The sequence below is a fragment of the Rhodococcus daqingensis genome (assembly GCF_042665615.1).
GTDB lineage: Bacteria > Actinomycetota > Actinomycetes > Mycobacteriales > Mycobacteriaceae > Rhodococcus_G > Rhodococcus_G daqingensis.
The window spans coordinates 652360-673901 of sequence record NZ_JBHTCS010000009.1 but is presented as its reverse complement, the minus strand read 5'-3'; the positions used below and the strand labels follow the sequence as shown (position 1 = coordinate 673901).

The following is a 21542-nucleotide window of genomic DNA, read 5'->3' as shown; positions in this document are numbered from 1 at the left end:
GCTCGCCGGGGCCGACTGCAGGACGAGCAGATCGCCGTCGCGAACCCCGTGCTCTCCGAGGCTCAGCGTCGCCGACAGCGGGGACTGTCCGATCCGCGCCAACACCCATTCTGTGGGTTCGTACGAATCCGTGGGGGGCGCGAAGTCGTTTGCGATGCTGTGACTCTCGATCATGTCCACGATGCCGGGAATGATCAGCGCGACCGGTACCGCGAACGGAACCGCGAGATCGACCTGGGTGTGATCCGCCAGAATCGTCAGGCGACACAGATCGGTGCGGCCACCCTGATGTGCGTCGGCCCGCGACGCGTCTGTGCGTGGCGTGGTCATTGTTCGGTTCCCCCCAGAAACTCGGTGTGCAGGTCCCCACCTGCACCGATCCTCGTCCAACGGGTGAACTCTACGACATCGCCGGTCTCCGGCCCGGCGCTGTGGGGCCGCGTGGGATGGGCTAGCCTCTGATGGCTCGAGGCATCGGCTCAGGGGAGTGGGTCCGTCTCGAGACGTCCGAGCGGAATCTGGGGGGTGAACGCGCGTGAGTACCGTGCGATTCGTACGTAGGGCACGCCGAGAGGTGCCGCGCACGCCGGGTGGTGAACTGAGCCTGCAGGCCCCGCCCGAGATCCCCAAGATCATCCCGGGCAATCTGCTCACCAAGCTGTTACCGGTGGTGATGGTGGTGGCGATGCTCGGCATGGTCGCCCTGATGTTCACCTCCGGTATGGCGGCCAACCCGATGTCGCTGTTGTTCCCGGTGATGATGGTCGTCTCGATGCTGGGCATGCTCGCGGGCGGCGGTGGAAAGGGCGGCGGGGCCAGATCGGCCGAGGCGAACGAGGACCGCAAGGACTATCTGCGCTACCTCGACCAGTTGCGCCGGGACGTATACGAGACCGGTGACAAACAGCGCGCGGCCCTCGAGTGGTGCCACCCGGACCCGCGGTTCCTGTGGACGCTGGCGGGTACCGCGCGGATGTGGGAGCGCCGGGTCGCCGACCCGGACTACTGCCACGTGCGTGTCGGCAGGGGAAGCCAACGGCTGGCCACTCGGCTGATCGCGCCCGAGACGGGGCCGGTGGAGGACCTCGAGCCGGTCGCCGCGGTGTCGCTGCGGCGATTCGTCCGCACTCATTCGGTCGTCCACGAATTGCCGACCGCGGTCTCGGTGCGCGGCTTCGCCGCCATCGGCATCGATGGTGACCGGCAAGCCGCGCGCGCGATGGTGCGGTCGATGCTGGTGCAGCTGTGCACCTTTCACGGGCCGGACCAACTGCATGTCGCGATCGTCTGCGGCCCCGACACCGCACCCGAGTGGGAATGGGCGAAATGGCTGCCGCATGCGCAGCATCCCGAGGCGCAGGACGGAGCAGGAACGAGCCGGATGTTCTTCGGTTCGTTGATGGAGCTCGAGGCCTCGCTGGGGCCGCAGCTGGCGATGCGCAGTCGGTACTCCCGCAACGCCCCGGCCACTCCGGGTGTGGCGCAGATGATCGTGGTCGTCGACGGCGGGATCCTGGACGGCGAGAGCATCATCGACGGCGGTCTGGATTCGGTGACCGTCGTGGACCTCAGCGGCTACTGCCCGACGCTGGCGTCCGGCCGAGGGATCCAGCTCGTGATGGACGGTGAGTCCATCGGCGCGCGAAGCGGCTCCGGTGTGGAGACCTTCGCGATCGCGGACCAGCTGAGCACGCATCAGGCGCAGACCGCGGCCAGACGTCTGGCCCCGTTCCGGACGGCGACGCAGCAGACGGCCGACGCGGTCGAGGACGGGCAACCGGTCGCGAGCTGGCACCACCTGCTGGGAATCCCGGACGTCGCCACGCTCGATCCGACTTTGGCCTGGGCCCCGAGGTCCGCGCGGGAGCGTCTGCGGGTGCCCATCGGGGTCGGCATGGACGGTTCGCCGGTCGAGATCGACCTCAAGGAAGCCGCCGAGAACGGCATGGGCCCGCACGGCCTGTGCATCGGCGCCACCGGATCGGGCAAGTCGGAATTCCTCCGAACCCTGGTCCTCGGCCTGTTGGCCACCCATTCACCGGAATCGTTGAACCTCGTGCTCGTCGACTTCAAGGGCGGTGCCACGTTTCTCGGCCTGGAGAGCGCACCCCATGTCGCCGCGGTCATCACCAACCTGGCCGAGGAGCTGGCGATGGTCGACCGCATGAAGGACGCGCTCGCGGGAGAGATGAACCGAAGGCAGGAGCTGCTGCGCTCGGCCGGCAACTTCGCGAACGTCTCCGACTACGAGAAGGCGCGGGCCGCGGGCGCCGATCTCGCCCCGCTCCCGGCGCTGTTCATCGTGGTCGACGAGTTCTCCGAGCTGCTCAGTCAGCAGCCGGAGTTCGCCGATCTCTTCGTCGCGATCGGGCGGCTGGGTCGGTCCCTGCACATGCATCTGCTGCTGGCGAGTCAGCGGCTGGAGGAGGGCAAGCTCCGCGGACTGGACAGCCACCTCTCCTATCGCATCGGGCTCAAGACGTTCTCCGCCAACGAATCCCGCACCGTACTCGGGGTGCCCGACGCGTACCACCTGCCCGCGACGCCGGGCTCGGGCTATCTCAAGTGCGACTCCGCCGAGATCGTCAGGTTCGCGGCGGCCTATGTATCCGGCCCGTACCTCGGCGGCCGAGCGCGGGGCGCGATCGAGTCCGCCGCGTCGCCGATCGACCTGCGCCCTCGTCCGTTCACCGCGGCGCCGGTCTCCGAGCTGGTCGTCGATGTCCCGGCCGCGCTCCCGCCGAGCGCCGACGACACGGAGCCGGAACCGAGCGGGCTGACGGTCCTGGAGACGGTGGTGGACCGGATCCGTGACCGCGGACCCGCCGCGCACAACGTGTGGCTGCCCCCACTGGAGGACCCGCCGACCCTCGATTCCATGGTGCCGAGATCCGTTCTGACCGAGCCGGTTTCCGCGGTCAGTTCGCTGCGGGCGCCGATCGGCATCGTCGACCGGCCCTACGATCAGCGACGAGATCAGCTGGTGGTCGATCTCTCCGGGTCCCAGGGCAACATGGCGATCGTCGGCGGACCGCAGTCGGGCAAGTCGACCGTGCTGCGCACCCTGATCATGTCGATGGCACTGACCCATTCGCCCGAACAGGTGCAGTTCTATTGCCTCGACTTCGGTGGCGGAACCCTCGCGGCCCTGGCGGGTCTCCCACACGTCGGATCGGTCGCGAACCGTCTCGACGTGGACCGGGTACGCCGCACGGTGGCCGAGATGAACACCATCGTGCGTCAGCGCGAGCGCCGCTTCCGGGAGCTGGGCATCGACTCGATGGCCGAGTTCCGACGGCTGCGTTCGCTCGCCCCGGCCGCCGACGGCCACGCGAGCGGAGCCACCCTCGAGCCGGGAGCGCTCGGCGTGTCCGAGGACCCGTTCGGCGACGTGTTCCTGGTGATCGACGGTTGGCCCAGCATCCGGCAGGACTTCGAGCCGCTGGAGGCGCAGATCGGCGCCCTTGCGGGTCAGGGTCTCTCGTTCGGCGTGCACGTGGTGCTCACCGCGTCGCGGTGGGGCGAGATCCGTCCCGCCCTCAAGGATCAGTTGGGCACCCGAATCGAGCTCCGGCTCGGCGACCCGTCGGACTCGGATGTGGGCAGGCCCAAGGCCTCTCGCGTGCCGGAGGGCCGACCGGGCCGCGGCATGACGCGCGAGGGCCTGCACCTGCTGACCGGGTTGCCCCGAGTGGATGGCCACCCACGCAGCGCCGACCTCACCGCGGGCGTGGCCGACGCGGTCGGACGGATCGCCGCGGTCACGGTCGGCCGCGCCGCGCCGCCGGTGCGGATGCTCCCAGAGCGATTCCCACGAGGCGAACTGCTCGCGATGTCGTCACCGGCATGGCCGCCCGCGGGCGATGGCGGGTGCCTCCGGATCCCGATCGGCATCGACGAGGCGGAACTCGCCCCGGTGTTCGTGGACTTCACGGAACAACCGCACATGCTCACGTTCGCCGACAGCGCGTCCGGCAAGACCACCCTGCTGCGGGGCATCTGCGCGGGCATCATGGAATCGAACACCCCGTCGCAGGCCAAGATCATCCAGATCGACTACCGGCGGACCATGCTGGGGGTCGTCGAGGGCGATCACCTCGCCGGGTATGCGCCGAACTCGTCGACGGCCACCAAGTTCATGAACGAGCTCGCCTCGATCATGGAGCGCCGGATGCCGGCGCCCGACATCACCATTCAGGCGATGCGCGATCGGAACTGGTGGACGGGTCCCGAGATCTATGTTTTGGTCGACGATTACGACCTCGTCGCCACCGCGAGCGGGAACCCCTTGACCCCGCTGCTCGAGTACCTGCCGCACGCCAATGACATCGGCCTGCACCTGGTCATCGCCCGTCGATCCGGTGGCGCGGCCCGCGCCCTGTACGAACCGATCATCGCGCGGTTGCGTGATCTGGTCCCCGCCGGGCTGGTGATGAGCGGAAGCCGCGACGAGGGGAACCTGATCGGCACGGTCCGGCCCAGCGAGATGCCGCCGGGCCGGGGAACCCTGGTCACCAGGGCAGGCGCGTCCCTGGTCCAGGTCGCGTGGCTCCCGCCGCTGTGAGCCACGACGGTGTGCTGGCGATTCATCTCACCGAATCGACGGTGTGGGCGTGTCGTGAAGGTGTTCAATTCGATTGTCCGGCAGCGGTATACGCCGACGAGTTCGGATTGCAGTTCGGGGAACGGGCCTTTGTGTCGGGGATCGCGGACCCGGAGTTCTTCGAGCCCTACCCGATCAGGTTCGTCGACGACGACTACCTCGCCCTCGGCGACCGGGTGTTCCCGATCGACGAGGTGCTGGCCGGGGTGTTGCGGCACGCGGCGACCGGCACCGGGATGCGCACCACCCCGGACCTGATGGTGCTCACCCACCCGGCGAACTGGGGGCTCGGCCGACGGCGGACCCTGGTCAAGGCCGGGCGCGGGTTGGGGAAAGAGGTGGTGCTGATCAGCGTCGCGGCGGCGCTGGCGCGCTCGCCCCAGGAGCAGGTGCCGGCCGGGAGTGCGGTTCTCGAGGTCGGGTTCCTCGATGCGACGGCATCGGTACCCGGTGCCGACGGTGAGGATTGCGTGCACAGGCCGGACCACGGCTCGTCGGACCTGCGTGACAGCCCGGACACGGTCAGCGAGGTCGTCGCGGTGCTGCGCGAGCTGTGCCCCGAGCGGCCGCCGCGAGTGCTGGTGACCGGCGAACTGCCCGGCACGACGGGTCTGTCGATCGTCGACGCCGTGGAGGCAGCCTGGGATCTGCCGGTGGTGGTGAGGACGATCCCCGGCTCCGCCGTCGCGGCGGGCGCGCTGGCCCGGGGACTCGAGTTGCCGCCTCGGGTTCCCGAGGCGGTCCTCGCGCTCGCACCGGGGGTGCGGCAGTCGTGGTGGGATCGGTTCGGCCGGTGGGTGCCACTCGGCGCGGCGGGTCTGCTCGTGGTCGCGGCGACCGCGGCGGTGGTGGTGGTCGGGCGGGGAACGGATCCCCCGGCGCGGGCGGAGGTGCAGGAGCCTGCATCGGCGCGCGCGGGGCGGGCGAGTGTCACCGTTCCGCGGGGCTGGCGCGACCGCGGCGAGCGGAGCGAGGTCACCCGCGTGGAGTTGGTGCCGGAGAACGGCATGGCGGCGCGGATTCTGGTCGTGGCGCAGGAACTGGCGCCGGGCGCCGATCTCGATGCGGTGGCGCAGACGCTGCGCTCGCGCGCGGCCCTGCGTCCGGCGGTCTTCGGCGCTCTCGAGCGCGCCGAGGTCGGCACCCGGCCGGGCCTGGTGTACCGGGAGAAGCCCGACCCCGATTCCGAGGTGCGGTGGTCGGTCTTCGTCGAGGACGGGCTGCAGGTCAGCGTCGGCTGCCAGATCTCGCCGGATCGATGGCTCGACCTCGCGAGCGCCTGCGAACAGGCGGTTCACTCGACGTCGGTGGCCGACGGCTAGCTATCGACGGCGCCAGGAAATTGGTCCGGATTCGATGGAACCGAACAGCCGGGCGCGCGCGTCCAACTATCTGTAGGCGCGGTCCGGCTCAGTCCAGAGGGGGCTGGAAATCCAGGACGCGGACGATTTCGAAGGAGCTGGGCATGAGCGGTCAGATGAGGACCACCACCGAAACCATGGAGACCGCGGCGCGGCACGTGGGTGACGTCAACGCGGACATCCAGGGACAGCTGTCCTCGCTCCAGGGTCGGCTCGCCGCCGTCAACGGCGCCTGGGAGGGCGCAGCCAAGGTTGCCTTCGACAACCTGATGGTCCGCTGGGACTCCAGTGCCAAGCGCCTCAACGAGTCGCTGCTCGCGATCAGCGAGAACATCAAGGCCAACGGTGTCGCGTACGCGGCGGTGCAGGACGACCACACGAGCGCCATCAACAGCTCCGGCGGCGGCCTCAACATCTGACGTCGCGCTCGGGCCGGGCCCGGGCGGAAATCACCTTTCGAACCAGACTGCTTTCGATCCACACTGTAGGAGGACCCATGAGCGGGACCATGCGTTACGACTTCGGCGCCATCGACGGCGCCCGAGCGGACATCGCCGCCACCAGCGGCAACATCAACGGCAAGCTGGGCGACCTGAAGAGCTACCTCGCTCCGCTCGTCTCCGAGTGGGAGGGCTCCGCGTCGGAGGCGTATCAGGCGCAGCAGGCCAAGTGGGATTCCGCCGCCAACGAGCTGAACCAGGTCCTCGAGGCCATCGGTCGGGCCGTGGGCGCGGGCAATGACGACATGAATGCGACGAACAACAGCGCGGCCGCCAGCTGGGCCTGAGGTCGGCGCGCTGGTCGCGTTCATGTCTTGAGGATTCCCCGGTGGAGGAGAGCCGCCGGGGAATTCTCGTGTTCGGGGCCGGATCGTTGATTCGGGATCGCCGGGCGCGGATACTCGGAGCACCTTCGCCGAAAGGGGCAGGGGATGACTCAGACCGCAGGGGCCGATTCCGGCCCGACGGATGCCCGCGTCGCGCGGCCGCGAAGCTATCTGATGTGCCCGCCGACCTTCTTCGACGTGGTCTACAGCATCAACGAATGGATGCGGCCCGAGGAGCCCGTCGACACCGTGCTGGCGATGTCCCAGTGGGAGCACCTGGTCGGCACCTACCGGCGCCTCGGACACGAGGTGCTGACGATCGATCCCGTGCCGGGGCTCCCTGACATGGTCTTCGTCACCGACAGCGGCCTCGTCATCGACGGTGTCGCTCTGGGGGCGCGCTACCGAACCGCGCAGCGCGCGGCGGAGGCCGACCATGTGCTGCGATGGTTCCGCGCCAACGGACTGCGCAGGCCGACCCGGCCGCGATACGTCAACGAGGGCGAGGGCGACCTGCTGGTGGTCGGTGACATCGTCTGCGCGGGAACGGGTTTCCGTACCGACGAGCGGGCCCACGCCGAGGTGGCACGGCACCTGGTGCGGCGTGTGGTCACCCTGCGGCTGATCGATCCCCGGTACTACCACCTCAACACGGCCCTCGGTGTGCTCGACGATCGCACCATCGCCTATCTGCCGCAGGCCTTCGCTCCCGAGAGTCTCACCGTCCTCCGGGAACTGTTCCCCGATGCGATCATCGCCGCCGAAGCGGACACCGAATGGCTCGGCCTCAACCTGGTCAGCGACGGACTAAACGTGGTGCTGCCCGGTCAGGCGCACCGGCTGGCGGATCAGCTGGCCGACCGCGGCTATGTCCCGGTGCCGGTGGACTTCTCCGAGTTCCTCAAATCCGGCGGCGGGATCAAATGCTGCACCCTCGAACTCCGCGGGTTTCGCGAGCTGAAGGCGAGTCGATGAGCACGCGGGTGCCCGTGACGCCGGGCACACGCGCGGAACTCGACCGGGCGCAGACGCACAGTGCGCACAACTACGATCCGCTGCCGGTGGTGCTCGCATCCGCGCGCGGGGTGTGGGCGCGCGGCATCGACGGCGTCGAGTACCTCGACATGCTGGCCGGATACTCGGCGCTCAACTTCGGCCACGCGCACCCGCGACTCGTGGAGGTCGCCCGTGCCCAGCTCGGGACGCTCGCACTCACCAGCCGCGCGTTCCAGCACGAGACGTTCGCCGGGTTCTGCGAGGACGTCAGCCGCCTGTGCCGCAAGGAGGCGGTGCTGCCCATGAACACCGGGGCAGAGGCAGTCGAGACCGCGCTGAAGCTGGCCCGGCGCTGGGGGTATGACGTCAAGGGTGTCGCCGAGGACCGCGCGGAGATCATCACCTTCGACGGGAACTTCCACGGCCGGACCATCACCATCGTCGGGTTCTCCACCGACCCCGATGCGCACGACGGATTCGGTCCGTACCCGCCGGGGTTCCCCACCGTCGCCTATGGCGACATCGATGCGCTCGCGGCCGCGGTCACGGAGAACACCGTCGCCGTCCTGATCGAACCGATCCAGGGGGAGGCCGGGGTGCTGGTGCCGCCCGCAGGCTACCTCGCCGCCGTCCGGGCGCTGTGTGACGAGCACTCGATTCTGATGCTCGCCGACGAGATCCAGAGCGGGCTCGGTCGGACCGGTGACACCTTCGCCTGTGACCACGAGAATGTCGTGCCCGACGTCTACATCCTCGGAAAGGCGCTCGGCGGTGGATTGATCCCGGTCTCGGCGGTGGTGGCGGACTGGCCGGTGATGGGTGTGATCCGTCCGGGTCAACACGGCAGCACGTTCGGCGGGAACCCGCTGGCCTGCGCGGTCGGCAGTGAAGTGGTCCGGCTGCTGGAGACGGGGGAGTACCAGCGGCGCAGCCGCGAGCTCGGCGCGTACCTGCACGATCTGCTCGGGCAGCTCGCGCCGGACCAGGTGTCGGAGGTCCGCGGCCGCGGATTGTGGGCCGGCGTGCAACTGGCGAGCGGTCAACCGAGCGCGCGGGTGGTCTGCGAGCGATTGCTCGCTCGCCGGGTGCTGGCGAAGGACGCCCACGAGGGCACCATTCGGATGGCGCCACCGCTCGTCATCGAGCGCGACGAGGTCACCTGGGCGGTCGAGCAGCTGGCGGACGCGCTCGACCCACTTTGACCAGGCCCTGACCTGGACGGTATCGTTCTACGTCGGCGTGCGGTACTGCGCGGCACTCACGTGCCCGCTGTAGTGCGGGTTCTCGGGTCTCCCCTGGCCGCCGAGATCATCCGGACCGCGTGCTGTGGCCAGCAGCTACACGATATGACGAGGAAGTTCTGTGTCTACGTACACCCCGAAGGCCGGAGATGTGACCCGCACGTGGCACGTCATCGACGCCACTGACGTGGTGCTCGGCCGACTTGCCGTTCAGGCAGCGAACCTGCTGCGCGGCAAGCACAAGCCCACCTTTGCACCGCACGCTGACGGCGGCGACTTCGTCGTCATCATCAACGCTGACAAGGTCGCGATCAGCGGCAACAAGCGTGACGGCAAGCTGCTCTACAACCACTCCGGATACCCGGGTGGCCTGCGGTCCCGCACCGTCGGCGAGGTCCTCGAGCGGACCCCCGACCGTCTCGTGGAGAAGGCCATCGTCGGCATGCTCCCCAAGAACAAGCTCGGCAGCGCGATTGCCGGCAAGCTGAAGGTCTACGCAGGCCCGAATCACCCCCACGCCGCGCAGCAGCCGGTTCCGTTCGAGATCAAGCAGGTGGCCCAGTGACCGAGCAGAACGAGACCGCTGAGGTCGTTGTCGAGGAGACCGTGGTGGAGGAGTTCGATTCCGCCGATCAGCCCGAGATCGTCGAGGAGTTCGAGGCAGAGGCGGCCGTCGCCCCCGCAGCCCCGATCTACATCGATCGTCCGATCCAGACCGTCGGCCGTCGTAAGGAGGCGGTCGTCCGCGTCCGCCTGACCCCCGGCACCGGCGAGTTCAAGCTCAACGGCCGCACCATGGAGGATTACTTCCCCAACAAGGTGCACCAGCAGCTCATCAAGGCCCCGCTCGTCACCGTGGAGCGCACCGAGTCCTTCGACATCGTCGCCCTCCTGCACGGCGGCGGACCGTCCGGGCAGGCAGGCGCCCTGCGTCTGGCCATCGCCCGCGCCCTGATCGAGGTCACCCCCGAGGATCGTCCGGCTCTCAAGAGCGCCGGCTTCCTCACCCGTGACGCCCGCGCCGTCGAGCGCAAGAAGTACGGCCTGAAGAAGGCCCGTAAGGCATCTCAGTACTCGAAGCGCTGATGTGTCGCCGATGTCGGCCCTAGGGTCGGCATCGGCACCTGTTCACCAACAAGAGCAGGCGTCCAGCAGTACCGGACGCCTGCTCTTGTCGTAGCAAGGCAGAGGGGTCTGATTTCATGGGTCGGATGTTCGGTACGGATGGTGTGCGCGGCTTGGCGAATGCCGAGCTCAGCGCCGAGTTGGCGCTGCGGATCGCCGGGGCGGCGGCCTCGGTGCTGGCGCTCACCGAGCGGGGCGCGCCCCGTCCCACCGCCGTCGTCGGACGTGACCCCCGCGCCAGCGGCGAGATGCTCGAGGCGGCGGTCACCGCCGGGCTCACCGCGGCAGGCGTCGACGTGATCAGCGTCGGCGTGCTGCCCACGCCCGCCGTCGCCTTCCTCACCGATGCCTACGACGCCGCGCTCGGCGTGATGATCTCCGCCTCGCACAACCCCATGCCGGACAACGGCATCAAGATCTTTGCGGCGGGCGGGCACAAGCTCGACGACGAGTCCGAGGACCGCATCGAGGCCGCCATCGCCGACCACGACCTGATTCCGCGACCCACGGGCGCCGGGATCGGGCGAGTCCGCACCGCGACCGACGCCGCGGAGCGGTACCTCGCGAACCTCGCCCGCGCCACCACTCACCGCCTCGACGGATTGACCGTGGTGGTGGACTGCGCGAACGGCGCCGCCTCCACGGTCGGCCCCGAGGCGTACCGGGCCGCAGGCGCGCGCGTCATCACGATCGATGCCGATCCCGACGGTCTGAACATCAACGACGGCTGCGGTTCCACCCACCTCGAGAACCTGCAGGCCGCGGTCCTCGCGCACGGCGCGGACCTGGGCATCGCGCACGACGGTGACGCGGACAGGTGTCTGGCCGTCGATGCTACCGGCGCCGTGGTCGACGGAGACGCGATCATGACCGTGCTCGCCCTCGCGATGCGCGAGTCGGGCGAGCTCGCCCAGAACACCCTGGTCGCGACCGTGATGAGCAACCTCGGCCTGCACATCGCGATGCGGGAGGCCGGCATCGCGGTCCGCACGACGGCGGTCGGCGACCGGTACGTCCTCGAGGAGCTGCGCAACGGCTCGTTCAGCCTCGGCGGTGAACAGTCCGGGCACGTCGTGCTGCCCGGCTTCGGAACCACCGGCGACGGTGTCCTGACCGCGCTGCGGCTGATGGGCCGGATGGCTGAGACCGGCCGCTCGCTGCGTGAGCTGGCCGCGGTGATGCGCACGCTGCCGCAGGTCCTGGTGAACGTTCAGGTCACCGACAAGGCCGCGGTCGCCACCGCGCCCGCCGTGCTCGAGGCGGTGGCCGAGGCCGAGGCGATGCTCGGCGCGGACGGCCGCGTGCTGCTCCGCCCGTCCGGCACAGAACAGCTGGTGCGCGTGATGGTCGAGGCGACCGAGATCGAGATCGCCCAGAAGCTCGCCGACGGGCTCGCCGACCGCGTCGCGTCCGTGTAGCGGATTCCGCTCATCGGCCGCCCGGCAGTTAGGGGGAAACCCCTAACTGCCAAGGGTTTTCGTCCCATCCTGCAGGGGGATACCCCGAGGCGGAGATCAGCCCTCAGGGCGATGCGGCGGGGCGCCGTCTCCCGAATAGTGGAGGACAACGCAGCGAGCCGCTGCACCGTTCGACGAAGGGGAGAGACATGACCACCCAGACCACCGGCCGTCGCCTGAGCCGCGCCCGCACCGGGAACATCTTCGGCGGTGTCTGCGCAGGCCTCGCCCAGTACCTCGGTTGGAAGCCGTGGCTGGTGCGAGCGCTGTTCGTCGCCTCCTGCCTGCTGCCTGGCCCGCAGTTCCTCATCTACCTGGCGATGTGGATCTTCGTCCCGAAGAGCGAGTTCTAAGAGCGCATCCGACCCATTCTCCTGAGCACCTGAGGCGCTGCCGCCGGGCGTGGTCGACATGTGTACGACATGGCGGCTGCAGCCGGGGGCTGTGACCCGTTGCACACGACCGGCTCGATATGACACACTTCCGATTAGAAATAGCCATGTCACACGGTTGGGGGAGGGAAGGAGTCCCGGATGGCCCGGCAAGTCCCGGCGGAGTCCGTCACCAGTACCTTGCAGCGCGCCTCGCTGGTCCTCGATGTCTTCGACGGTGGAAGGCGTCTGAATCTGACGCAGATCGTGCTGCGAACGGGGCTGCCCCGTTCCTCGGTGCACCGGATTCTGGAGCGCCTCGTGTCGCTGCGGTGGGTGATCCGACAGGGCAACGAGTACGGACTGGGCCTGCGGATGATGGAGCTCGGTTCGGCCGCCGTGCACCAGGATCCGCTGCGACAGGCGGCCCTGCCCAGCCTGCAGTGGCTGCACCGCACCACCGGGTGCATCGTGCACCTCGGGGTGCTCGACGGAACCGACGTGATCTACCTCGAGAAGATCGGCGGGGAGCTCGCCTCCGCGGTCACGTCGCGGGTGGGAGGCCGGTTACCCGCGTACTCGTCGGCAGTTGGCAAGGCGATGTTGGCTTCCTACGATTGCGCGATATTCAAGTCTCCTGAGCTCGTGACGGTCCGTGAGACCGGCACCGCCTACGAACGTGAGGAGTCGCTGCGGGGGTTCGGCTGCATTGCCTCGCCCATCGGGCCGCCAGGCGGCCGTGAGGCGGTGGCCGCCGTATCCATTTGTGCGCCCATCAACCGGGTCGTGTCGGAGGACCGACTCCGCTTTCCCGTGCGGACGGCCGCTGCCCAGATCTGGCGGGAGTACAAGGATTCGCAGAGCGGACTGGTGCGATCGCCGCTCGTACGCAGTCACTCTGCGTCGGCGTAGGCCCAGCTCGGTCCCGGCGGGAGTCAGTTCTCCGCGGCCGGGGCGTCGCCGGTCGCCTCGCCGACCCGCCAGCTTCCAGGGGCGATCGGCTTGGGCAGGCCCCACTCGTCGAAATCCTCGACGCGGCCGAAGTCCAGTGCCGCGGCATCGATGTCCTCGAGCAGGCCGCGGGCCAGATCGATCTCGGCCTGGAAGTAGCGCTGCGACCACCGCAGGCTCAGCGCGGTGAACGCCCATGCCGGGTCGCGATCGGACCTGACGGCCTGCGCGCCTGCCCGGTCCCGGATCTCCTCGAGGTTCTTGATGTGCTCGGTGACAAGGGATTTCAGGTGCTCCGGGTCGTTCAGGTGCCCCATCCAGAGCCGGAGCACGACGCCGTGCTTGAGTACCGGCAGTTCCACGGGCGCGTCGTGTGACCATGCCCGGATCGCGTCGACACCGGCGCGGGTGATCTCGTACATGCGACGGTGTCGGACGCCCGGTTCGCTGACGACCGTGGATGTGACCAGATCCTGTTCCTCGAGCTTCTTGAGCTCCGAGTAGACCTGGCTCAGGGACGGTCCCCAGTAGAAGTACTTGACGCTCAGATCGGCCCAGCGCTTCAGATCGTTGCCCGTGAGCTTCTCGCCGAACGTGAACATCCCCAGGACCGCCCATGCGGTTGCCGGGAGTTCGGGGTACGACGCGCGATCCGGCGTGGGCTCGACCACTGCTGGAGAATAGCATTCGGCGGCCGGGGATCAGCCGTGCCGGCCGTTCGGTACCCGCCCGGCGAGCAGCGCCTCGACGGTTGCGTCGCCGAGCTCGTCGCGGAGCCGGCGAGTGATGTCGGGGGCCCGGCGCATGTGGGCGCCGCCGTCGACCGTGATCGCCGTGCCCGTGACCCACGACGATTCGGGACCCGCGAGGAAGCGGATGGCCCCGGCGATGTCCGTCGGCACCCCGAGGCGCCCGAGCGGGGTCTGCTCGAGGAAGGCCGTCGGCCGGGCGCCCGTGAAGCTGGCTGTGACCTTCGGGTTGTCAGGTGAGTTCACCAGGCCCGGGCGAATGCAATTGATCCGGATGCCGAGGTGCCCGAATTCGTCTGCGGCCGTGCGCACCAGCGCCTCGAGGCCGGCCTTTCCGGCGCAGTAGCCGCTCATGTACGGAAAGGTCTGTGCTGCGATGACCGACGAGGTGAACACCATCGATCCGCCGCCCGCCTTCGCCATGGCAGGCACGCACGCCTTGATCGCGACAAAGGCGCTGGTGGTGTTGACCTGCAGTTCGGCGGTGAAGTCCCGCGCGTTGTTCATCAACAGGGGCGTGGTGCTGCCCCGGCCAACCGTGCTCATGCAGATGTCGAGGCCCCCATCGCCGCTCGCCCTCGCCACGGCGGCGGCGACGTCCTCCTCGCTCAGCGAGTCGCCGACGATGTGATCCACCCGGGCGCCTGCGGGCGCCTGCGCGGTCAGTTCCGCCGCGAACGTGGCAATTCTCGTCTCGTCACGGCTCATGATCGTCACGGACGCACCCGCCGAGAGCAGGGCGCGTGCCCCGGCACCGCCGATGCCTCCGGCGCCGCCGATGAGCAAGGCTGTCTTTCCGCTGAGGGCGAGCTCCATCTGTGTGCACCTCCGAGGGATGGGCGCGTTGTCGCGGCCCTGAGGCCCCGAGGCTAACCCTGTCCTCGGAGGGTTCATGGCGGCGATGTCCGCTCCGCGGGAGAACCCGGCTGGCGCTGTCGGTGATCAGAAATGCACTGCGACAACCGGTTCGGGTGAGTCTCCGCGGCGGCAGTCGAGGTTCGTGAGTTTGTCCGCTCGGCGGGAAATCCCGATTCGCTGCAGTGTGCCGCGGTCCTACGTTCCGGTTGGCAGTTCCTGTCAACCCGACGAAAGAAGGTCCTTCATGTCTCGACGTGGTACCAGGTTCGCGGCCCTGCTCGTCACGAGTTCGGTGCTGTTCATGGGTTCGGCCGGTCTCGCGGCGGCCCAACCCGCGCTTCCCCCAGCGCTCGGCGGACTCCTCGAATCCGGTTCGGCAGGGCTGGGGAGCGTGGCTCCGGTCGCGGATGCCCCTCGGCTCGAGAGCGTGGACAACTTTCGCGATGTCGCGGGCACCGGAACCGGCTACTCCGCGGCGCACGGTCGGCAGGTCACCAAGGGGGTGTTCTATCGCTCCAACGCGATCGCACCGAACGATGCGGACCGCGCGACCCTCGCCGGCCTCGGCCTGACCGTCGCATACGACCTGCGCAGCCAGGGGGAGATCGCGAAGAAGCAGGACCGCCTTCCCGACGGGGTTGCGTACATGAACATCCCGATCCTGTCCGGCAATGTCAACGAGGCCGAGATCTTGGCAAGCATCCACACGCCCGAGGACGCTCGCGAGTTGATGCGGACGGGTAACCGTACGTTCGTCACTGGTGAGGTGGAGCGGGCCGGGTTCGGGAAGCTGCTCACCGAACTGGCGAACACCGATGGGCCGCAGGTGTTTCACTGCACCGCCGGTAAGGACCGCACCGGCTGGGCGTCATACCTGCTGCTGAGCATCGCAGGGGTGGCGCCGGGGACGATCATGGACGACTACCTGCTCACAAACGAATACGCCAAGGACTCGATCGCGGCCACGCTCGCGCACATCGAGCAGGCACAGGGGGCGGAGATGGCCTCGAAGATCGCCCCGCTGATCGGGGTCGAGCAGAGTTACCTGCAGGCTGGCATCGACCAGTTGACCGCCTCCTACGGCACGGTCGAGAACTATCTGACCGCCGGGCTCGGGCTCAGCGCGGACACCGTGGCCGCCCTCGAGCACAAGCTGGTCGGCTAGAGACGATGTCAGCCGAGGCGCCGGCAGTCGCGGCCTGCCTACCTACGGTTGCGTACGGATCTGCGTCTCGGGCAGGCTTCTCTCCGCATCGACCACACACCGCGGGAGAGATGACATGGGGCACTACAAGAGCAACGTGCGCGATATTGAGTTCAACCTGTTCGAGGTACTCGGAATCGGAGAACTGCTCGACGGTGGCGCCTACGGCGAACTCGACGCGGATACCGTGCGCAATATCCTCGCGGAGGTCGCGAGGCTGGCCGAGGGCCCGGTCGCCGCGTCCTTCGCCGACGCGGATCGGCATCCCGTCGAGTTCGACGCGCCGAATCACGCGATCGTGGTCCCCGATCCACTCCGCAAGACCGTCGAGGCGGTGAACGAGGCCGGCTGGTCGCGACTCGGGCTCCCCGAGGGCATGGGTGGCGTGCCCGCCCCCGCGCCGTTGGTCTGGGCGATCGGCGAGATGCTGGTCGCGGCGAACGGATCGGCGAGCTTCTTCAACATGGGCCCGCTGATGGCGAGTGTGCTCTACACCGTGGGGACCGAGCAGCAGAAGCATTGGGCGAAGGCGGGATTCGAGCGCGGCTGGGCCGGAACCATGGTGCTGACCGAGCCCGATGCCGGATCCGATGTCGGCGCAGGCCGAACGAGGGCGATCCAGCAGGACGACGGCACGTGGCACATCGAGGGAGTGAAGCGGTTCATCTCCGGCGGCGACGTCGGTGACACCGCCGAGAACCTCTTCCATCTGGTGCTGGCCCGACCCGAGGGCGCTGGTCCCGGCACCAAGGGGCTGAGCCTGTTCTACGTCCCGAAATTCCATTTCGATCCGGAGACACTGGATCTCGGCGAGCGCAACGGCGTGTACGTCACCGGCGTCGAGCACAAGATGGGCATCAAGTCGTCCCCGACCTGCGAGCTCACCTTCGGGGCCACCGGCGTCCCGGCGGTCGGCTGGCTCGTCGGCGACGTCCACGACGGCATCGCCCAGATGTTCCAGGTCATCGAGAACGCACGAATGATGGTGGGCACCAAGGCCGCCGGGACGCTGTCCACCGGGTACCTGAATGCCTTGGCGTACGCGAAGGAACGTGTGCAGGGTGCAGATCTCACCGAGATGACGGACAAGACCGCACCCCGAGTCACCATCACCCACCATCCCGACGTACGACGCAGCCTGGCGATGCAGAAGGCCTACGCCGAGGGCCTGCGCGCCGTGTACCTCTACACCGCGGCACACCAGAACGCCGATGTCGCGGAGCTGGTCTCCGGCGCCGACGCCGAGCTGGCGGCGCGGGTCAACGACCTGCTGCTCCCGATCGTCAAGGGCGTCGGCTCCGAGCGGGCGTACGAGCTGCTCACCGAGAGCCTGCAGACCCTCGGCGGTTCCGGCTACCTGCAGGACTACCCGATCGAGCAGTACATCCGCGATGCCAAGATCGACACTCTCTACGAGGGGACCACGGCAATCCAGGCGCAGGACTTCTTCTTTCGGAAGATCGCCCGCGACCGTGGGGTTGCGCTCGCGCATGTGTCCGGTCAGGTACGCGAGTTCATCGACAGCGCCGCCGGCAATGGCCGACTCAAGTCCGAGCGGGCGCTGCTCGAGACCGCGTTGACGGACGTGCAGGAGATGGCGGGGATCCTGACCGGCTATCTGATGGCTTCCCAACAGCAGCCGGCCGAGCTCTACAAGGTCGGTCTCGGTTCGGTGCGTTTCCTGTACGCCGTGGGTGACCTGCTCATCGCCTGGCGCCTGCTGGTGCAGGCGGAGGTGGCGTTGGCCGCGCTGGACGGTGATGCGCCGGCCAAGGAGCAGCCGTTCTATCGGGGCAAGGTCGCGGTCGCGTCGTTCTTCGCCAAGAACGTCCTGCCGACCCTGGCCTCGACGAAGGTGATCCTCGAGACCATCGACAACGAGATCATGGAGCTCGAGGAAGAGGCCTTCTAACGGCCGACTCCGCCTCGGCAGGGAACCGAAGAGTCGCCTGCTGCGTCTGTACTCGTGACGGGTGTATTCGACGGGGGAGCCGCGGTGGGGGAGCGTTTCGTACTGGACGTGCTGGCGGTACAGGCCGTCGCGGAGGGGCTCGGTGTATCGGCGGCGGCGCTGGAAGCGGCGGCCGTCGCACTGCGGCGCCGGGACGAACGGCTGGCGCGTCCCGTGCAGGCGTGGGCGGAAGCGACGAGGTCGAACGCGCACCGGCTGGACCGAACCGTCGCCGAGTACGAGCGGCAGGAACTGGAGAATGCCCGGGCGGTCGGCGGGGTGGACCGATGAGCGCGGCCGGGACCGACGAGCTCGGGTACTTCGCCGAGTTCTTGCCGCGACTGAGGTCCGTGACCGGGTCCGCGATCGGCTACGACCAGCTCGGTGACCGGTACTTCGGACCGGCCGAGAGCGCGCTCGCGGCGCTGCGCGAGGACGCGGATGTCGTCGGGGCCGCGGTCGCGACGATGCGGGCGCAGTGCGACGCGCAGCGGCAGCTGATTCTCGGCCTCGCGGCCGGGTGGGAGGGCGATGCGGCCGACTCGGCGCGGCTGGCGCTGCTCGCCGACCTCGAGCGCGCACACGCGAGCACCGAGACCATGATGGCCGTGCACGCGGCCCTGCTGGAGGCCGCGGAGGTCATCCGGACGGTGGTCGCCGCGAACGCCACGGCGATGAGCGAGCTCGACGCGACGCAGGTGGGCGGGCGCACCCCGGCGGATGTGGACGTGATGATCGCGGTCGCGCAGCTCACGTCCGGCGACCACGCGTGGGGTCTGCTGCAGCAGGTGTCGGGCTTTTTCGCCGAGTTGTCCCCGATGGTCCCGACGGCGGTGACAGCGGGGGCGCCGGTCGGTGACCGATTGCTGGGAGTCGCCGTCGACCTCGCCTCGACGTGGCTGAGTGAGGTGTTCGTGCCACATGTGCAATCGCAGGTCGCGGGAGTTCTCGAGCTGTGCGATGCGACGGCGCGGGCGGTCGACGGTGCCAACCAGTTGGTCTTGGACGCAATGGGATTCGCCGGTGCCGACCTGGACGGAACCGGTCCGGTGGACCAGGTGGCCGAGCAGGTCGGCGGATCCACTCCGACGGCTCTGGCGGAGTCACCCGTCGCGCGGGTGGCGGCCGCAGAACCGTCGACGTCGATGGTGGTCATCGAGGCCGACGACGGGCAGGCCCTGCAGCTACTGCGGCAGGGCGAGGAGCCGAGGACCTACCGAGTCGAGATCGGGGCCGATGGCGAGCCGTATCTGTGTGACTGTGATTCGCAGGCGCGCGAATTCGGTCTTGCCGTCGAACGGAAGGACGGCGGTGGCATCGACTCGGGGCCGCCGCCGCAGGAGTCCGCACCGCCCCCGAAGCCATCGCCGTCCGATCACGTCCTCGCGCCGGGGGACTCGGCACCGGGATCTCCCGTACCCGAATCTCCCGTGTCCGGAGCGCTGCCCGCCGCGCCCCCGCAGCCGGCGCGCGAAGGCAGGACCAGTGCGCCCACCTCGACCATCGACCAGCCGCCGGCTGGTCCGGGGCCGGAGTCCGGGGCCGAATTGGCCGAGGCAGGCCCGCTGTGAGGAACCGGATCTCGCCGGATTCGGTGCTCGCCGAGCATGCCGCCGCGCTCGAACGGATTCGGGCCGGCTTCTCGGACGCGAACCTCGCGGCAGACGCGCGGTCGCGGCGTTTGCGTTCCGCGGCAACGGTGCCCGAACCGCCGCGGGAAGAGCAGGAGCGCGCTGACGGCTACCCGGTGAGCTGGCTCGTCTGATCGGACGCCAGCTCGACGGCCAGGGTGCCGGGAATGTGCGCGCCGGGCAGTGCGTACTCCTCGTACCGGGTCTCGCCGAGCAGGTGGTAGAGCAGGTATCCGGTCAGCAGCGCGCGCGTGGTCTTCTGCGTTCCGCGCTCGGAGCCGCCGAGCCCGAGGGCGCCGAACAGCCTGCGGCCCTCGGTGAGTCCGCTGCCGGACGCGCCGTCGACGGTGCGCAGGATCGCCTGACCGCCCCAGGCCTCGGCGATGGAGCGGGCGTTGCAGTTCAGCGAATCGATGTCCTCGCCGCCCGCGACGATCAGCCCGGGGCCCGCGACGGCGGCGGCGGACCTCTCCGCGGACGGCGCGGTCGGCGCCGGGAACAGTGCGGCGACGGCCGCGGCCGGGCCGTGCTGGGCGGCGGCGATCACCGCGGCGCCCGCTCCCATGCCGTGGCCGGCGTACGCGACCCGGGTCGGGTCGACGCTGATCTTCCCGGGGCCCAGGCGCACGCCCGCGCAGATGTCCACCGCGGTCCGAAGATCGGCGGCCAGGCCCAGATGCGAGGGGACGGGGGTGCGTTGCGTGTCGGGAGCCGCCACGACCAGGCCCCAGGAGGCGAGGTGGGTGAGGGTCTGCGCGTACCGGTCGACGCCGGTCATCCACCCGTGTGCGAAGGCCACCACGGGCAGCGAGAAGCCCTCCGCCGGGGTGTACACCACGCCGGGTTGGCCCGCCAAGGAGAGGTCGCCGCGCAGCACCTGGTGCGGACCGCGCTTAGATAGCTGAGAGGCCAGGGTCTTCGGAGTCGGCGCCACGAGGATGACCGTATCCGATCGAGAACCACAGGGAGAAGCGACAAGTGTTTGGCATTCCGGTACCGGTGCCCCGCGACCTGCCCCGCGCGGTGGAGAACGTGCGTGCGCGGCTCGAATCCAGCGGTCTGGCGGATCTGCGGCCGACGCCGTCGGAGGTCGTCGACTCGAGCTCCGAACGCACCGTCCGTCGCTTCCGCTCGGTGCATCGTGAGGCGACGGGTGCGCCGCTGCTGTTGGTCACGCCGCTGGCCGCCACCTCCGTCGCGTTCGATCTCCGCCGCGGTTGCAGCGTCGTCGAATACCTCATGGAAACCGGTCGAGACGTGTACGTGGTGGACTACGGCCCGGTGAACTTCGAGGACCGGACGCGAGGCTTCGAGCACTGGGTGGACGACGTGGTCCCCGACGCGGTGCGGGTGGTCAGCGAGGACGCGGGCGGCCGGCCGGTGCACCTTGCCGGCTGGTCGCTGGGCGGGATCTTCGCCGTCTATGCGGCCGCGGCCCACTCCGAGCTGCCGTTGGCCTCGCTCACGCCGATCGCCAGCCCCTTCGATCTGCGGCAGGTCCCGCTGTTCGCGACCCTGCGTCCGCTCGATCGGCTGTTCGGCCCGTTCACCGTCTCGCCCCTCTACAAGGCGCTCGGCACCATTCCGGCGCCGCTGACCAGCCTCGGGTTCAAGGCAGCCAGCATCGACAAGTATCTGACCAGGCCGTTCACCATTCTCGCCAATCTCGACGACCGAGATCACCTCGAGCAGCTCGAGGCCGTCGACCGGTTCATGAACAGCATGTACGCCTATCCCGGCCGCACATTCGGACAGCTCTATCACGTGGTGATGCGGTCGAACGAGTTCGCGACCGGTCACATGGAGATCGGTGACCGGCGGGTGCACCTGAGCGACATCGACGTGCCGACGATGGTCATCGCGGGTGCGAATGACGGGCTCGCGCCCGAGAAGGCCGTTCATCACCTCACCGAACTGCTCACCGGGGCGCCGGAGGTCCGCTACGGGGCGTTCCCGGGCGGACATCTGGGGGTGCTGACCGGTCGCGCGGCGCGCGAGACGATGTGGCCCGCGCTCGCCGACTTCCTCGCCCACACGGACCCGGAGGTCACAGCACGGTAGCGGTCTCCGCGCACCGAAACCGGAAATGTTGCGAAAGCATCACGATGGCGGGATCCGGTCTGCTTGAATTCGCGGGAAATCCCGACTACCCGGACGGTGCACCTTGCGCAGAGCGGCCTACTGTCTCGCACTCTCGTTCCTGTTCCTCCTGGTAGCC

The 21542-nt window shown here is 69.0% G+C and carries 20 protein-coding genes and 1 pseudogene; 17 read left to right on the top strand and 4 right to left on the bottom strand.

Annotation, left to right across the window (positions count from 1 at the left end; translation table 11 throughout):
* Positions 1-78: 78 nt before the first annotated feature.
* Positions 79-330, bottom strand: a pseudogene (locus tag ACFQS9_RS07725) (EsaB/YukD family protein); the annotation flags it as partial.
* Positions 331-535: 205 nt separating this feature from the next.
* On the opposite strand from ACFQS9_RS07725, the gene eccCa reads away from it, so the two are divergent.
* The 11 genes from eccCa (at position 536) to ACFQS9_RS07670 (ending at position 12892) form a co-directional block, all read left to right on the top strand.
* Entirely contained in the window at positions 536-4564 is a 4029-nt protein-coding gene (eccCa, locus tag ACFQS9_RS07720; protein ID WP_378403118.1) for a type VII secretion protein EccCa, read from the top strand.
* 107 nt (positions 4565-4671) lie between these two features.
* Positions 4672-5925 carry a type VII secretion-associated protein gene (locus tag ACFQS9_RS07715; protein WP_378403116.1) on the top strand — a complete coding sequence of 418 codons (1254 nt, stop codon included), beginning with the start codon at positions 4672-4674 and terminating at the stop codon, positions 5923-5925.
* Positions 5926-6068: 143 nt separating this feature from the next.
* A complete protein-coding gene (locus ACFQS9_RS07710; RefSeq protein ID WP_378403114.1) occupies positions 6069-6383 on the top strand; it encodes a WXG100 family type VII secretion target in 315 nt (104 codons plus the stop codon).
* 77 nt (positions 6384-6460) lie between these two features.
* On the top strand, positions 6461-6751 hold the full coding sequence (locus ACFQS9_RS07705) for a WXG100 family type VII secretion target (RefSeq protein WP_027501820.1): 291 nt from the start codon (positions 6461-6463) through the stop codon (positions 6749-6751).
* A 144-nt stretch (positions 6752-6895) separates the two neighbouring features.
* Positions 6896-7765, top strand: a complete 870-nt coding sequence (gene ddaH / locus ACFQS9_RS07700) for a dimethylargininase (protein ID WP_378403111.1) — start codon at positions 6896-6898, stop codon at positions 7763-7765.
* Complete coding sequence (gene rocD, locus ACFQS9_RS07695; RefSeq protein WP_378403109.1) at positions 7762-8988, top strand: ornithine--oxo-acid transaminase; 1227 nt, start codon at positions 7762-7764, stop codon at positions 8986-8988. Before ddaH ends, rocD begins: the two co-directional genes overlap by 4 nt.
* Positions 8989-9148: 160 nt before the next feature.
* The gene (rplM, locus tag ACFQS9_RS07690; RefSeq protein ID WP_378403106.1) at positions 9149-9592 is read left to right on the top strand and encodes a 50S ribosomal protein L13; all 444 of its coding nucleotides are present in this window, start codon (positions 9149-9151) and stop codon (positions 9590-9592) included.
* Positions 9589-10113 (top strand): 30S ribosomal protein S9, encoded by a 525-nt coding sequence (rpsI, locus tag ACFQS9_RS07685; RefSeq protein WP_027501816.1) that lies wholly within the window; start codon positions 9589-9591, stop codon positions 10111-10113. The genes rplM and rpsI overlap by 4 nt, the downstream gene beginning before the upstream one ends.
* A 116-nt stretch (positions 10114-10229) precedes the next feature.
* Positions 10230-11570 (top strand): phosphoglucosamine mutase, encoded by a 1341-nt coding sequence (gene glmM / locus ACFQS9_RS07680; RefSeq protein ID WP_378403104.1) that lies wholly within the window; start codon positions 10230-10232, stop codon positions 11568-11570.
* Between the two features lie 188 nt (positions 11571-11758).
* On the top strand, positions 11759-11962 hold the full coding sequence (locus ACFQS9_RS07675; protein WP_378403102.1) for a PspC domain-containing protein: 204 nt from the start codon (positions 11759-11761) through the stop codon (positions 11960-11962).
* Positions 11963-12142: 180 nt separating this feature from the next.
* A complete protein-coding gene (locus tag ACFQS9_RS07670; protein WP_378403100.1) occupies positions 12143-12892 on the top strand; it encodes an IclR family transcriptional regulator in 750 nt (249 codons plus the stop codon).
* 23 nt (positions 12893-12915) lie between these two features.
* Here the strand turns inward: ACFQS9_RS07670 and ACFQS9_RS07665 are convergent, their stop codons facing one another.
* Together ACFQS9_RS07665 and ACFQS9_RS07660 are read right to left on the bottom strand one after the other, a co-directional pair.
* Entirely contained in the window at positions 12916-13533 is a 618-nt protein-coding gene (locus tag ACFQS9_RS07665; RefSeq protein ID WP_378403225.1) for a PadR family transcriptional regulator, read from the bottom strand.
* Positions 13534-13632: 99 nt separating this feature from the next.
* A complete protein-coding gene (locus ACFQS9_RS07660; RefSeq protein ID WP_378403098.1) occupies positions 13633-14496 on the bottom strand; it encodes an SDR family NAD(P)-dependent oxidoreductase in 864 nt (287 codons plus the stop codon).
* Positions 14497-14782: 286 nt separating this feature from the next.
* Here ACFQS9_RS07660 and ACFQS9_RS07655 point away from each other — a divergent pair, with 286 nt between their 5' ends.
* The 5 genes from ACFQS9_RS07655 to ACFQS9_RS07635 all read left to right on the top strand — a co-directional run bounded on the left by ACFQS9_RS07655 (position 14783) and on the right by ACFQS9_RS07635 (position 19458).
* Complete coding sequence (locus tag ACFQS9_RS07655; RefSeq protein WP_378403096.1) at positions 14783-15703, top strand: tyrosine-protein phosphatase; 921 nt, start codon at positions 14783-14785, stop codon at positions 15701-15703.
* Positions 15704-15818: 115 nt separating this feature from the next.
* Positions 15819-17654, top strand: coding sequence for an acyl-CoA dehydrogenase (locus ACFQS9_RS07650; protein ID WP_378403095.1), 1836 nt, complete (start codon positions 15819-15821; stop codon positions 17652-17654).
* Between the two features lie 84 nt (positions 17655-17738).
* Complete coding sequence (locus ACFQS9_RS07645) at positions 17739-17984, top strand: hypothetical protein (protein ID WP_378403093.1); 246 nt, start codon at positions 17739-17741, stop codon at positions 17982-17984.
* Positions 17981-19264: a hypothetical protein gene (locus ACFQS9_RS07640; RefSeq protein WP_378403091.1), complete on the top strand. Its 1284-nt coding sequence runs from the start codon at positions 17981-17983 to the stop codon at positions 19262-19264. The genes ACFQS9_RS07645 and ACFQS9_RS07640 overlap by 4 nt, the downstream gene beginning before the upstream one ends.
* Positions 19261-19458 carry a hypothetical protein gene (locus tag ACFQS9_RS07635; RefSeq protein WP_378403089.1) on the top strand — a complete coding sequence of 66 codons (198 nt, stop codon included), beginning with the start codon at positions 19261-19263 and terminating at the stop codon, positions 19456-19458. Before ACFQS9_RS07640 ends, ACFQS9_RS07635 begins: the two co-directional genes overlap by 4 nt.
* Here the strand turns inward: ACFQS9_RS07635 and ACFQS9_RS07630 are convergent.
* Positions 19434-20258, bottom strand: a complete 825-nt coding sequence (locus ACFQS9_RS07630) for a poly(ethylene terephthalate) hydrolase family protein (protein WP_378403087.1) — start codon at positions 20256-20258, stop codon at positions 19434-19436. The two genes, ACFQS9_RS07635 and ACFQS9_RS07630, sit on opposite strands and share 25 nt — an antisense overlap.
* A gap of 44 nt (positions 20259-20302) precedes the next feature.
* Here ACFQS9_RS07630 and ACFQS9_RS07625 point away from each other — a divergent pair, with 44 nt between their 5' ends.
* Positions 20303-21385, top strand: coding sequence for an alpha/beta fold hydrolase (locus ACFQS9_RS07625; RefSeq protein WP_378403085.1), 1083 nt, complete (start codon positions 20303-20305; stop codon positions 21383-21385).
* Positions 21386-21542 lie beyond the last annotated feature (157 nt).